This is a genomic window from Dyella sp. PARNA 12/25 (assembly GCF_055702865.1).
In genome coordinates, this window is record NZ_JBVQCI010000013.1 from 29,498 (window position 1) to 44,171 (window position 14,674).

7 protein-coding genes are annotated in these 14,674 nt (G+C 57.0%); 4 read left to right on the forward strand and 3 right to left on the reverse strand.

Features of this window, described 5'->3' with window-relative positions:
• Positions 1 to 67 precede the first annotated feature (67 nt).
• On the reverse strand, positions 68 to 1,063 hold the full coding sequence (locus tag AC0GUR_RS19135) for a tetratricopeptide repeat protein (RefSeq protein ID WP_472879102.1): 996 nt from the start codon (positions 1,061 to 1,063) through the stop codon (positions 68 to 70).
• A gap of 182 nt (positions 1,064 to 1,245) precedes the next feature.
• Positions 1,246 to 1,932, reverse strand: coding sequence for a hypothetical protein (locus AC0GUR_RS19140; RefSeq protein ID WP_472879103.1), 687 nt, complete (start codon positions 1,930 to 1,932; stop codon positions 1,246 to 1,248).
• Positions 1,933 to 2,875: 943 nt separating this feature from the next.
• On the opposite strand from AC0GUR_RS19140, the gene AC0GUR_RS19145 reads away from it, so the two are divergent.
• The 3 genes from AC0GUR_RS19145 (at position 2,876) to AC0GUR_RS19155 (ending at position 11,591) form a co-directional block, all read left to right on the forward strand.
• A complete protein-coding gene (locus AC0GUR_RS19145) occupies positions 2,876 to 8,047 on the forward strand; it encodes an RHS repeat domain-containing protein (protein WP_472879104.1) in 5,172 nt (1,723 codons plus the stop codon).
• A gap of 11 nt (positions 8,048 to 8,058) precedes the next feature.
• Positions 8,059 to 8,925, forward strand: coding sequence for an RHS repeat-associated core domain-containing protein (locus tag AC0GUR_RS19150; protein WP_472879105.1), 867 nt, complete (start codon positions 8,059 to 8,061; stop codon positions 8,923 to 8,925).
• A gap of 1,391 nt (positions 8,926 to 10,316) precedes the next feature.
• A complete protein-coding gene (locus tag AC0GUR_RS19155) occupies positions 10,317 to 11,591 on the forward strand; it encodes an abortive infection family protein (RefSeq protein WP_472879106.1) in 1,275 nt (424 codons plus the stop codon).
• A 103-nt stretch (positions 11,592 to 11,694) separates the two neighbouring features.
• Here the strand turns inward: AC0GUR_RS19155 and AC0GUR_RS19160 are convergent, their stop codons facing one another.
• Complete coding sequence (locus AC0GUR_RS19160; protein WP_472879107.1) at positions 11,695 to 13,140, reverse strand: DUF1254 domain-containing protein; 1,446 nt, start codon at positions 13,138 to 13,140, stop codon at positions 11,695 to 11,697.
• Positions 13,141 to 13,384: 244 nt separating this feature from the next.
• On the opposite strand from AC0GUR_RS19160, the gene AC0GUR_RS19165 reads away from it, so the two are divergent.
• Positions 13,385 to 13,708 (forward strand): hypothetical protein, encoded by a 324-nt coding sequence (locus AC0GUR_RS19165; protein ID WP_472879108.1) that lies wholly within the window; start codon positions 13,385 to 13,387, stop codon positions 13,706 to 13,708.
• Positions 13,709 to 14,674: the final 966 nt, after the last annotated feature.

Consider the following 14,674-nt stretch of genomic DNA (forward strand, 5'->3'; position numbering starts at 1 on the left):
TCGGTAGGGGACATTACGATGGTGGCCAAAATGCGTATCGCATCATCCAAGTCCCGGCGCGTGACCGTCAATGGTGAAGGTCCTCATTGGCGCCGTTCCCGTGATGTTTTGAGATATAGGCGTCCAGCACCGTGAGGGTGTCGCCATGCTGCATCTCTTCGGCGAGCGTCTTACCCTGGGCGACTTGTTCTTGATTGAGAAGCCGGGCTAGCTTGTCGCGAATACTCTCGATCTCGGGAGCATTCAATTCGTCGCTTCGAATCAACCATTCGGTGGAGATGTCAAATAGCGCCGCGGCGGCAACAGGATCTTTAGGTACACCAAAGCCGTTTGCATACATGACGCCGAGGGAAAACACGGCGTTCTTGTCTCCGTGCCTTACGCTCTTTCGATACCACTCAATGGCCTTCGCATAATCCAATGGCAAACCACTTCCATGCTGGTAGGCCAATCCAAGGCTGAATTCTGCGTCCGGGAGGCCCTGTGCTGCGGCCTTGTTGAACCAAAAGACGGCCTTCGAAAGGTCCTTGGGCACCCCCCATCCACGCGCATTGAGGAAACCGAGGGCTTGTTGTGCACGCGCATCACCGGAATCTGCGGCTTTTCCGAACCAAACGGCAGCCTCTCTATAGTCGGGGGAGGCAGGGGCTCGCGCGTACATGTATGCGATACCAAGGTTCAATTGAGCATCAACGTCACCTCGCTCAGCGGCCTTTTTCAGCCAAGCCAATCCGGCAGCCTTATCTGGTACGACGCCATCTCCCCGGATATACATGACGCCAAGAATGTTTTGAGCGGGCGCATATCCGCGATTCGCTGCATCGGTGAACCAAAGCAGCGCCAGTTTCGGATCTGACGGCACGCCTTTTCCGCGGCTGTAGAGGAGCCCCATGTGGTACTGGGCTTCCGCATCACCCTGGGTTGCCAAAGGTTGAAACTCAGCGACGGCCGCCGAGAAGTCCTGCCTCTTCTCGGCTTCCAATCCCTTTTTCAGGCTAGCAGCGGCGCATGGAATGCTCGCGGACGTCAGCAGTGCCAACAAGGCCAATAGAGGCAACCTCATTCACCCTCCTTCAAAGTGCCAGAGCACGCCACTTACTTCGCGCCCAGTCTGTTTCGATCCATCGTCAAGTGTTCGGACATCTCTGGGAGTGTCCGCTTCGGGTCGCAAGCGGACCTTAGAAGGAAGCCCCTCCAAAGGCGTCAGCCACGGCCTCGCTTGAAATCCTTAGCCAAATCAGTCGCTCAATCAAGCGAATCTAGCCGCAATGAGCGCGGATACTTACGCCTTAACTTCCAGAACATATATAGCCCTGCAATCACGTACATCAGACCGGCAACTATGATCGGAAAGTGTTCTGATGTGGGCGTTGTATTGAGTGAATGAATCTGAGCCGCTGGGGCAAAAGTGCCATACACGGTACCCACTAACCCAGCCGCCAATGCAAATATTGATATTGCAGCTCGTGGGATTTGCACAGTTCCCGATGAAGAGAAAGGTACGCGGACGTTTCTCGATTGCGGGGAGAGAATCTTACCGACATTCTTGAAGCCATCCGGCAGCCCCGCGATGGTTCCTTGAAGGACCAAGTGCTGCCGAGGATCGGTATGCATAACTTCAACAACGAACCCGTCATTGGGGTCTAAAAATTCGAATGAAATGGATAGTTCGCGTTGTGATGCCGTAATTGCACAGGTTGCGCCAACCACGTTGCGACTGACTTTGATGATCGTCGCTGACAGAATTCTCTCCCCGTCGTCGAGTCCAATCCGTAAGGGGTCCGATGCGACGATATCGCTCCCACGAATGATGATTTGACCGCCATTCCATATCACCACAGTCGATCGCGTGAGCCGGGGTATTTGTTGCCCCTTAAACAAGACCGAGACTTCATTAGGAAAAGTAGACTGCGAGACGCCCAGCAGACGCACGCCCCTCATTCCAAAGGCCAGATGGACCGCTTTCTTGAAGCCAGAGCAATCAGTACCGCAAGAAAAAGGCTCAGTAAGCCGATGAGATTTCCGACAGACGTTGATTGAAGCAGGCCGCTAAAGAAAGACATCCTTTACTATTCCCCCTGAGTCAGATCGAGCCTGTTACCCATTGCTACCAAGGTCAGGCAATAAGAAGTCCAGCGAAGCAAGAACCATCGCGAGCCTTTGATTTTCATGGCGTGGCGGCAGAAATGGAATATTCACCGCAACGCCGTGATTTACAACAAACTAATAGACAGCCACTTAACTAGCCACCCCCGCTCGTCGGCTGGCGCACGCAGAGTCGACGGCTGAAGGATGAGGCTTCGTTGTGCTGGCGGCAGCGACGTTGCAGGCTCGCGACGCCCAGGCCGAAAGCGCCCCCCCGAGCTAGGGCTAAACAAAGAGCTCCTAAGTGCCGTTGTTACTGATCGTGTCCACCACTCTCTGTTGTGACTACCTGTCAGACATCACCACCCCGGCGGGTAATGCCTTGCCGGACCAGGCGCCCTACCATGGGGGCGGGTGGCGATCACTCCGATGTACGGCGCTGAGTTGCGTTCAACCTTGCCACTACCGTACATTCTTGCTGTGGTCGGGGAGAGAGGGCCACAAGGGGACTTGCACACCAAGCTGACGATTCTGGCACGCGCGAGCTGGCCTTCTCAGATCGCGTTCACTGCAAAGCCAATCGAGCGAATGCGCAAGAGTCGTATAGGGGACGACTGCTAGGGAGATGCGCATGCATTGCGCTGGAAAATGGATCGCGGCTGCCTTTTTTTCGGTCTACGCGCTTTCAGTGGCAGCTCAAGTCACGGTCGATGACAACTTCAACCAGTTGATCAAACCGCGTACCGAGATCTCGACGTTGGGGCCGGATCTCTTTGGTGACCAAGTGGCCTTGTACACGGGCACCACGGAGTTCGACGTCACCGACGTCTCCGTTCCCGGAAATAATCAGCTACCCGTCGCGGTAGGACGTCGATTTGTTGTTGAGGATCGCAACAAGAGTGTCGGTGCCTACCCTGGGATATTTGGTGACTGGGACCTCGACATTCCCCACCTCCACGGATCCTTTGCGGCGTCCATCGGGTGGCAGGTATCTACAGCGGGCTCGCCCAACGCGCGGTGCTCGGTGCCCGCCCAGTTTGTGACACAGAATGGCGTCATTAACGCCACGCCGCCCAACGCCAACGGCACCAACGCCTATCCCTTTGCCAGTGCCGAGTACTGGTCCGGCAACCATCTCTACATTCCCGGCCAAGGCGACAAGACCATGATGGTCGTCGATCCAGGCAATGCGAATCTGCCAAGCGATGGAAAACCCCATCCGTGGGTCACCGCAGACAACTGGACGTTTTCCTGCTTGACCGCCACCGCGAACGGCACCCCGGGCGAGGCCTTCGTTGCTATCTCGCCGACCGGAGTGCAATACACCTTCGATTGGTTTGTCTCGCGCGGCTATCAACGGCTTGAGAAGCCGTGGACCGTCTGCACCGTCCCGAACCCTTCATGCCTGAGCGATCTGGACCGGGTCGAGATATGGGTACTTCCGACAAGCGTACGTGACCGATTCGGCAACACGGTGACGTACACCTACGACCCGGCCAATCCGTGGCGGCTGACCAGCATCACGTCAAGTGACCAACGAAGTATCACCCTGTCCTACGGCAGCAACGGTCATGTATCAACCGTGACCACCGGCGGCCAATCGTGGGGCTACGGGTACGATTCGAACGGCGGGCTGACCACCGTGACATTGCCTGATGGCAGCGCATGGCAGCTCGACTACTCGTTAGCCGGTGGTGCGATCAACAGTGGCACCACGATGCATTCGTCCTGTGCGGATGCGCCGAACTATTTCGCCGGTGGGGGCAAGGCCGTCGTGACGCACCCGTCGGGTGCGACGGGCACCTTCCTCTTCAGTGCGCATCAGCACGGCCGCTCCTACGTGCCGCGCAACTGCGTCGGGCAAGTCGGCGGCGGAAGCTACGCGGGCGAATCCGACACCATCAACGTCATCTCGATAGACAGCAAAGCCATCGCGGGCGCTGGCTTCGGGTCGCCCCTCACCTGGGCCTACACCTACGGTCCAGAAAATCGCAGCTATGTGGATGAATGCTCGGGAAGCAGCTGTCCCACGACCAAGACGGTCACCGTGACGAATCCCGACGGTACCTGGTCGCGGCACACCTTCAGCAACCAGTACAACGTCGCCGAAGGGCGCCTACTCCTGCTCGAAACAGGCACTGGCTCTTCGGTGGTTCGAACTGAGACGACGAACTATCAGCTCAGTGCCACTGGGCAGCCCTATCCCGCCATTGTGGGAAAGTCCCCGTGCAACCTCTGTGACCGGGAAGGCTGGCAACCACTCCCCATCAGCTCCACGGTGATTGCGCAGGACGGGGTGACCTACACGACCACCGTCAACACATTCGACCTGTTCGCGCGCCCAACCAGCAAGACCAAATCGAGTTCCATCGGTTACTCCAAGGCCGAGACCGTCGAGTATGCGGACAATCTCAGCAGTTGGGTGATTGGCCAGATCAAACGCACGACCACCAACGGCATCGAGGTGGCGCGCGCGGACATCGATCCGGTGTCGGCACTCCCCACGGCGCGTTACTCGTTCGGCCTCTTAGTTGACCAATATGGCTATGCCGGTGACGGCACACTCAGCAGCGTCACCGACGGCAGAAGCTATACCACGCAACTGAGCAACTGGAAGCGCGGCATCCCCCAGTCGGTTGGTTACCCGGACTCCAAGACAGCGACGCTAGTGGTCGATGACCTGGGGCGGATCACTTCCCTCACGGATCGCGCCAGCAACACCACGGGCTACACCTACGACGGCGTCGGTCGCGTCACGCGCATTGACTACCCGTCGGGTGATGAGGTCGCGTGGTACCCGTCGCTATACACATACGATTTCGTGGCTTCCACGGAGCGAGGGATTACCGGCAGTCACTGGCGGCGTACTGTCTCCAAAGGAAATGCTGTTGCTGTTACTTACTATGACGCGTGGTTGCGCCCCGTACTAACCGATACCTACGCGTCGACCGACGGTTCTTCGCATTCGACGCTAAGGAAAGACTTCGACTGGAACGGCAACGTCGTCTTTCAGTCATACCCTGTTGCTGGGTCGCCTGACTGGGGCAGCGTTACCAGTGGTGTCCACACCTCCCTCGACACGCTTCAGCGCGTGACGCAGATCAACCAGGATTCTGAAAAGGGGGCGTTGGCCACGACGGTGACCTATTCCCAAGGCGAGCTCGCCACGGTGAGGACAGATCCTCGAAACGGCGTCACCACGACACATTTCCAGGCCTTTGAGAAACCGGCTTACGATGCGCCCGTTCAAATCCAGTCGCCGGAGGGCGTCACGCAAGCGATCGGTCGCGACGTCTTCGATAGCGTGACATCCATTGCGCAGTCCGGCGTATACGGTACCAGCACGGTCAGCGTCACGAAGAATTTCTATTACGACGCCAACCACAAGCTGTGCCGAGTCTATGCACCGGAGAGCGCGAGCAACGTCACGGCCTACGACCTCGCTGGCAACATCAACTGGACGGCGGTCGGGCAAAACATTGGCACCTCGGACTGCGGTCAAAGCACGGTGCCGGAAGCGGCGAAAACATACTACCAGTACGACCCGATCAACCGGATGACGGCCGAGCAGCCGCCGGCGAACACGCAAAGTTCCGCGTTCACGTACTACCCGACAGGCGAGCTGCAGACCGCGACCTCCGGTATTTCCACCTGGACGGGTACGCGCAACAAGTTGGGTCAGTTGACCGCGGAGACGTTTGGGGTCAGTGGTAACGGTAACAATGCCATTCGCTACACGCACGATGCCTACGGTAGTGTCCAAACGGTCATCTATCCCGACGGCGCAGCGATCGACTATGCGCCCGATCCGCTCGGGCGTCCGACCAAAGCCGGCACCTACGCCTCCGGCGCCACGTACTACCCCGACGGAACCCTGCAACATTTCACGTACGGGAACGGGACGGACTATCTCGCGCAACAGAACCAGCGCCTGCTGCTTAGCAACGTTACGTATGCAAAGGGTTCGACGCTCAACTTCAGCGAAGATCTTGGCTACGACGGCAATGGCAATCTAGCGTCGGTGAACGATCTCGCTGGCGGGCCGCGAAGCAAGACCTTCACATACGATGGTCTAGATCGATTAACCAGCGCGACGGCATCGAGCTTGTGGGGGACGGAAGGCTACAGCTACGACCCACTCGACAATTTGCGAAGTCGTACCGCCCAGGGGCAAACGTTCACTTACAACTACGATACCCTGAATCGACTCAACACCATTTCGCAGGGTTCCAGCACGACCGTTAGTTTGGGTCACGATGATCGCGGCAACGTCTCAAGCCGAAACGGTGCTGCGCTTACCTTTGATCAGAAGAACCAGCTGCTGAACATTGCGGGCTACGACAACTATTCGTACGACGCCAATGGACGTCGCGTGTTGCGGTCACCTGCCAGTGGGTCGCCAGGCACCTTCTATTTTTACAGCCAAGCTGGCCAGCTGTTGTATCAGTACGAGGCCGCAACGACCAAAACCACGGACTACATCTATCTCGGCAAGAAGCTTATCGCGCGAAGCGAAAGCTATGCCTCCATGATCCGAGGCAACATCGACGCCGTTCCCATCGATGGACAGGGTAATGCAACGATTACCGGCTGGGCTTGCTCGTACGGGTCAACGCAGTCGGTGAACGTCGACCTGTACCTTGGCAGCGCGGCTGGTACCTACGTGAGTCGTACGGCTGCCACGCTGGCCAGTGAACCGGCCGTGGCCAGCGCATGCGGCGTAGGGAGCGGCAGCTTCCGATTTAGCATTCCCTTGAGTGCTTCCGTGCGCTCTCAAAATGCCGGCCAAGGAATTTATGTTTACGGTATCAATACGGCTGGCACGGACCACCTGTTAGTACTCGGCGCTGGGAAGTTCCAGGTTCCGGCGCTGCCGTCGGCACCTTCTGCTCCGGGCTCCGCCTCGGCGACTGCAGCCGGTGATCTTTCAAGCATCTCGGTGTCCTGGTCCACTTCCTCGGGCGCCACTAGCTATACGTTGCAACAACGATTCAACAATGGCTCGTGGGCCAATGCCTACAGTGGGACGGCGACGAGTTTCACGCTCAGTAATCCAGCCGATGGCACCTATGCGTTCCAGGTACAGGCGTGCAACTTAGGCGGTTGCAGTACACCTACGGTATCGAACAGCGCCACCATTGCGCACATACCGAGCCCGCCCGGCGGGATCAGCGCTCCCGCCACGAGCAACGGACCCATGACCGTCAGTTGGTCATCCAGTACCTACGCGACCTCGTATACGTTGGAGCAGAATGTCAATGGTGCAGGCTGGGCGGCCATCTACAATGGTTCGGCAACCAGCTATGCATTCTCCGTGGGTACCACAGCCAACTATGCCTATCGCGTAAAAGCATGCAACGCGAACGGATGTGGCGGATACACCACCAGCGGGACGGTTGTCGTGACGATCCCACCGTCAGGGGCTCCCGTGGTGTCGGTGCCGGGCACGGTCTATACCTCCAGCTATACCGTTACCTGGACGGGTGTGAGCGGCGCTACCAGCTATGACTTGCTGGAGCAGGTCAATGGCGGCGGCTGGAGCGCCGTGCAAAGTGCTAATGCGTTGAGTTGGGGAGCTTCCGGCAAGCTGCACAATACGACCTATGGCTATATCGCGCGCGCCTGTAATGCCGGCGGTTGCGGTCCATGGAGCGCAACCGCCAGCGTCTACGTATGGCTCATCCCCGGCACCCCGTCGGCACCTTCGTTGGGTGTCACGCCGGGTGGCCATCTGGCGAACGTGACCTCGAGCTGGCCAGCGGTAGCCAACGCCACGTACTACCAAGTGGAGATCACGGCCCCAGGGGAGGGTGTGCGCCCTCTCGTTAACGCGGGTGCCAACGGTTACAACTGGACGGCTCACTACTCGGGCGTTGCTTATGAACGGGTGATGGCTTGTACCAGTTCCGGGTGTTCGGCCTGGAGCGGCTACGGGTCCGCTTCCATCTACGTCAGTCCATAAGGAGCACAAGGATGAAACGGTCTCTTGTAGTGCTCTTAATTCTCGGCGGCCTCGGCGGCTCTTCGATCGCAACCGCCGGCGGCGCGACGGTCACCTACATCTATACGGATGGTCAGGGGTCGCCCGTGGCGGAAGCCGACGGCGCTGGCAATGTCACGGCAACCTTTGACTACACCCCCTTCGGAAGCACGTTGCTTGGCACCCAGCAGAATGGCCCCGGATATACCGGTCACGTGAGCGATCCCGATACCTCAATGACGTATATGCAGGCGCGCTACTACGACCCCAGTATGGGGCAGTTCTTGAGCGTGGATCCGGTGATACAAACGGCTGGGCGGGTTTCCTCATTTAGCGCATACACCTACGCCGATAACAATCCAACGACGCGCATTGACCCCGACGGAAAGGCAACTTGCGTAGATAAGGATTGCCATATGTCCACAATCGACACCCACCCTGCAGGCCCAAATGGGCCAACAATTACGTTCGATAACGACAATCCCAACGGAGCTTCACCGAACCAACCCGTCTCCACTGAGACAGCTAAGATGGTTGAGGCCGCGGTTATCGCCTCTGGTGTGACCTCAGTAAATATCAACAGTACAACTGGTGGTCAGCATGCAGCCACTAGCCGCCATTCTGGTGGCCGGGCCGTTGACATCAATAAGGTGAATGGCCAAAGCGTTCGAAGCCAAGGTGAATCTAAAGAAGTACAGGATCTCCAAAAGGCATTCGAAAAGCAGTCCAACTCGCGGGAAAATTTCGGACCGGCTGTTATGGAGAAGACGGATAAGTCAGGCGGGAAGCCCGAGCACTTTGATGATCCAAAAATCACAGAGGATCATCAGAATCACATTCATGAGAGCGGTCAAAACTGATTGTTGATGCGGTTTGTTCCAAATAGGACGTGCAATAGCAACTCAATGAGGATGGTCATGCCAAGTCCCTATCTTAGACGGCTCACTTTGCTTTTATTTGGATGCGTTATTGCACCAGCAACACTTGCTGATACAGGTGGCACAGGGCCAATTTGTGCTGACAGCATAAGATTCGAAGCAGCGGCGTCTATATCTATGAACTACTTGGGCTGGCTATCCAGTCCGATGCCGGCGTATTCGTCGCAAGGTGCAGTCGTGTTTTGGTCATTCGATACCGAGAATCGACCAACGCAGGGCGACTGGTCTGCATTAGGCGTGGTTCTGGCAAATTCAGGTGACTTAGGGGCTAGCTCTGTCGGAGGTATCGTTTGGGTAAGAAAGTCAATTGGACCCACGGCTAAAGTCAGGATGATCTCAGAACCGACTGCCGCGGCGCTATTTTCTTTTAATGAAGCCACAGGTGAATGCAAGGACCCGGTCAAGCTTGAAGTAACAACTGGCCAAGAAGTAAGGTTTGGAGGGCGCGTTGTTGGGAAGCTAGGGCGATAACGGGGCGTAACAGTGGCAGGCGGTTGACTGACTGCATCGCTCTCTCGGCGACCTGTCACCGGTCAACTATGCCATGGCATAGTTGACCTCATCTACTTTCGAATGACTCGAAAATACGACGATGCTTCGAAAGGCCGAGGTGATCCACCGGCGTGCGTGGCCACGCAGGGAAAACGCGGAACTGTCCACTCTGGAATGAGTGGACTGGTCATCCATAGGTGACTGCTCTCGTCGATCGGGTACCACGCACCCGCTCAGGCCGAAGCTCATTACTATCAACTCGTGGGCAAACTGCCCATGGCGGCGTGACACAGACCAAACAGCCACCGATGAAGCTGGGGCTGTTCAGCATCGACTTCAAATTCTTGTTGCGTCGGAGCGGTCGTCCGTGCGCTGCGGCAAATCATCAGTTGCCGCCGTTCGAGTACGCGAAATTCATGCGGGCCGTACTGATCAAGCTGGTGCTGTTGTGCAGCGCTTTTGGCGCAAGTGTGCAACTTAGTTAGCGCTACTGTGCAATTGTGCCGGTGTCGGTGTGCAATTGTTTGGCGTTTAGCAGAAGGTGCGCTGCGGTGGCATCCAGGCTCAGATTCTTTGCTCGAATGCCAGTAGGCGGGAAGTGCCTTAATTTCAGGGTGATCCGACTTAATGGCACAGTAGAATGGTTAGATGGGCCACCAGGAAAACGTAGTAGATTGATATTCCACGCAGAACGATCTCATCAAAGTGTTGCGTTGACCGGTTGAAACCGCAACCCATAGCGGACATGCCAGCTTCATCTTTGAGACGGTGAATACCCCTGGTCGCCTACACTTGGACCGTCAGGGCTCGGGAGGGGAACCATGCGGGACGACGACAACCTTGAAAGGGTGCTCGCGACAACCACTGAAATGTTGGCCGCCGAAGGCCTGGCCGACGCCGCTGAAATCGTGCGCACGTCGGACGCTCGCATCGAGGAAACGGGTTACGACAACTGGAACGGTGGAACCACGTTGTGGACTATCTACCTTCCAGTTCAGCCTGCCGAGTATGCGCGACTGGGCGGAAGGCGCACTCAGCTCGAAGAGCAGATTGGCAACCGCCTATCTGCGGCCGTCGCTCAGTTGTCGAGTGACCGCTATTCCATCTCGATCGTGCCTCAGTTGTCCGCCAAGGCCGATTGGCGAAACGGAGCCCAAGAGCTCCCCAAAGGCGTTCGCACAGACATCATTGATGGTCTGAAAATGGATGCTGTGATCTACAACGGTCAGTTGGATGACGTGGAATTCCTCCAACGTATATTCGATCTGAAGAAGTTGCCGTCCAATGACTCTCGCTTCAAAGATGCAGCTGGCGACATTTGGCAGCACACGATCAATAACGATGATTGGGATAGGGATTGGGTATTCGGTGACAAACGCTTTGACCTGATCGGTGGCCCGACCGAAACGTTTCTTAGGTTTCTTTGCGAGATGATCCATCCGTTGGTGCGGCCAGGTCGAGATGAAGCACTTCGGCTGGCCAATCAGTTCAATGATGCCCTGCGGCCAGAAGGTTGGGAGCTCTTCGAGGAGCAACGGATTGCCGGGCGCCCTCGGTACGCCTATCGCGCTGTCAGCGACAACGGAACACACGCCGTTTCCCGGGCGCGTAACGTAGCTGACGCACTGGATGCCGGTTGGATGGCCAAAGAGATTGAACGTCTTGAACGTTGCATCGAAGGTGACCCCGCCATGGCTATCGGCACAGCAAAAGATCTGGTCGAAAGTTGCATCAAAACGATCTTGGAGAAGCGGAACATCCCCTTCAATCGTTCGGATGATATTGGAGATCTGACGAAGCTTTTGACGAGGGCGCTTAGATTGGTTCCGGACGACATCCCGGATGCTACGAAGGGTGCCAAGAACATTAAGGTGATCCTCAACAACTTGGCATCTATTACCCACAACCTGGCCGAACTCAGGGGCTTCTATGGTTCAGGCCATGGTCGCGCGGGCAATCATCGCGGTCTTGAGCCAAGACATGCGCGCCTGGCAGCGGGGGCGGCGGCCGCCTTCGTGGATTTCATTTCGGCTACACATCGCCAGCGAGATGAACGAAAGGACGCGACCCCGAATGACCCCCGTCCTAGCACGTGACACCTAATCCCCTCCGGTTCCGATGCTTTGGCGTCGGCCGACAGACGCTGATGTCTGCTTCCGACCCAAAGCGGACACGTCTTCAGGATGGACGTTAGAGTCGTTAAGAGCCAACCTCCTCGATGTCAGGCAATTTCCACGTCTTGTCGAAGAACGATTTGTCTGGACCATACAGCCGGAAGATGACGAGCCATTCGCCGTCTTTTCCTATGGTCACCCAGTTGTTTTCCTTACCCACAGGGGCCGTCGGGGCGAAGTAGATATCCACTGAGCCATCCGAGTTCTTGACCGTTTTCTGGTTGTAGGAGTCCAGGCTGACAACGGGAGCTTCGCGAATGAAGCCAGCGGTATCCCAGTTGTAGACCGTAGCTGACCAATACTGCTTGGCCGGCACATGGGCGGGAACATGCAGCTTGTATGTCTTGCCGCCGCGAAGCTGCTGCCCGCTGTGGTCTTTGACCGTGGATATATAAATCGTGGGCGCGCTCGCATCCATCTTTTTGGGTGGTCCCCAGAACATGAAGCCACCCATGCCACGAAGATCGTAATTGAGCATGTCCGGTGTCTGATACGAGAACTCCGTCTTCATGGCAGCCGCATCAGGAAGCCCCCAGCTTGCGCCGTCCCAGTGTGGTCGAAGTGAACGTGCCTGGAGGTACTGAAAGTAGCTCCGTGCCTCAGCCGCGGTCTCGCGGAAGGTGGCATTCATGGCCGTATCTGGTTGGAACGGCTTTCCCTTTTCGATGCCAATCGTGGCCAGCATGTTCATCATGGCAAGATCGCGCGGATTCACCGGTTCCTCGTCCACCATCTTCGCCAGTACTGCGTAGAACGTCTCGTCCATGTGCGGAAGGCCATCCCACAGCTTGCCCGAGGCATCGATGAACCGTTGCTCAGGTGGATGGCTGGCCTGAGAGAGTGGGTACATGCGAATCTTTTTGAGTAACGCTACGGCAGCGTCCTGATCCGCTTTCGAACTGCCATTTGCGATGGTACGCATCAGCCAGAATCCGCCGAATGTCGACGAGCGCACGGGGATGTACCCCGCAGGCACATCCCCCTTGAAGCCCGGAGGAAGGATCAAGTACTTGCCGCCCTTTCCCTTGTCGTCCCCGCTGGGTCCAACGATGTTGAGGGGAACGTCCCACATATCGCACAACTGTCCATACAGCCCTGCGCCAACCGCTGCCGGTACTTCAAGCACCAAGGGGCCGTCCTGCTTAGTACTGTAGGAACTGTAGATATAGCGGGTGGAGGCGTTAGGTGTGCTTGTCTGGAACTTCCAATCGGGATACTGAGAGAAATAGGCAATGTCGTTGAGCTTCGCGCCAAGGCCGAGGTAGCCCTGCCTGATGGCGTCCATGGCAACGATGGGCATCCCCCAAACGGCCACCTCAAAGGCCCTGCTATGCAGAAGCTGGTTCTGTTGAGGGAAAGGAGCGGGCTGCGCATTGCCGGCCAAAACGATGGGTACAATGGCAAGACATGCCGAAAACAGACTGGCTTTGATGAGCCTGCGCGATAGCTTTTTCGTCATCTCGGTTTTCATGGGCCCGTCCGAATCATCTCGTTGATGATGAATGGTTGGGTTAGAGAGTCGCTCCGGACAACCGCAAAATGACGTAGAAACGCTAAGTAGAATTACCCGGCCAAACATGACATTGGCACGCCAATGGAATGTCCGCTTCCGACCCGAAGCGGACCTGCCGGCGCAGCATTCGATGTCCGACTTTACGTCGGATTGTTATCCTGACGTGCACATCCGTCTATTCGATAGTTGGGGAGTCAGGTGCATGACTGAGTGGGCGATCTCGGCGGCGCTGAATCTGATCGTGCCGGCCTGTATTAGCATCTTGATTGCGCTTCTTATCAGGAACAGACGCGCACCGTTCGTCGCTGCAGCTGTTGCGTGGTTTGCATACTTGGCTTTCAACCTTTACACAGACGGTCACTCTCGCGACAGTGAGCTATTGCGAGGCACATGGCCATACTTCCAGCTCACGGGCGGCACCTTTGTTGCATTGCTGGCAGCCGCTTGCGCGGCCGGCACACTTAAGGTTCTTGGCAAAGCTCGTAACCATTCGTCCAAGCGGAAGAACGGGGCGCCCGCCGCTTAACTCAGGCGTTAGCCACCAGCAAGGGGATGAGTCCGCTTCCGACCCGAAGCGGACGTTACCGGATCCAGTGATCAAAACGGGGAGGAACGTTGAACATCTGGCGTCAAGCAGCAGCCAACATGGCGAATACTCGCGACATGCCCACGACCCTTCGGGTCATTACAGTGCTTGGGACGCTCGGCTGTGTTGTGGGGCTTGTCGCTATGGCAACGATGTCGGTCATCTGGGGAACTGGCAATCAGACAACACCCTTCACTTACATGTGGCGGTCCGGGGCCTGGGTGTCGCCCGTCTTATGGCTGCTCCTAATCTTCGTCGGCTGCCTGGGTGTCGCTGCGCGCAGACCCGGCTTTCGATGGATCTTGGTGTTCAGCCCTTTCCTGATCGAAGTACTAAGCATTCCCTATGTCGAGTTGAGGCTATTGGACGTCGCGTCAGCAGCATTTTGGGGGCTTTCCAGCTACGCGTACCTTTTTCATGCTCCATCGGTGCGTAGCTACTTTGCAGTGTCGCGCCCGTGAGGTAATGGCAGACTAATGCCCGCCTCCGACCCGAAGCGGACAGTCCCCTCATAGGGCAACTAGCTTTGCCGGTGACTTCCGGCAGGCGCTTCAAACGCTCGCTGTGCCTACGCTCGGATCACGTCGTTACCAACCGGGGAGCTTGGTGCAATGCAGGGTCGAAGGATCTTTTTCGTTTTGACTCTCACGGTACTTGGGGGTTGTTCGCAGGCATTTTTCGCCGGGCCGGCAGGGACGTCAGCAGACGGACGGCCATACTTTGTCATCTACGATGGTCCGGGCATGGCTTGTAAGTCGCCAACCTTTGATGGCGCAGCCTGGTCAGGCGGGTATGGCCAACCCGTGCCAGTAACCGCCGGGCAGCATCGGTTCGAGTGCGGAGGAACCGTGATCACACTAAACATGCCCAAGGGCATGATTTACAAAGTGGACTATCGACAATAGT

Bases quoted from the DNA above. Each gene is read 5' to 3' on its own strand.
- AC0GUR_RS19135 (WP_472879102.1), bottom strand. From the start codon at position 1,063: ATGAGGTTGCCTCTATTGGCCTTGTTGGCACTGCTGACGTCCGCGAGC.
- AC0GUR_RS19150 (WP_472879105.1), top strand. From the start codon at position 8,059: ATGAAACGGTCTCTTGTAGTGCTCTTAATTCTCGGCGGCCTCGGCGGC.
- AC0GUR_RS19155 (WP_472879106.1), top strand. From the start codon at position 10,317: ATGCGGGACGACGACAACCTTGAAAGGGTGCTCGCGACAACCACTGAA.
- AC0GUR_RS19160 (WP_472879107.1), bottom strand. From the start codon at position 13,140: ATGAAAACCGAGATGACGAAAAAGCTATCGCGCAGGCTCATCAAAGCC.
- AC0GUR_RS19165 (WP_472879108.1), top strand. From the start codon at position 13,385: ATGACTGAGTGGGCGATCTCGGCGGCGCTGAATCTGATCGTGCCGGCC.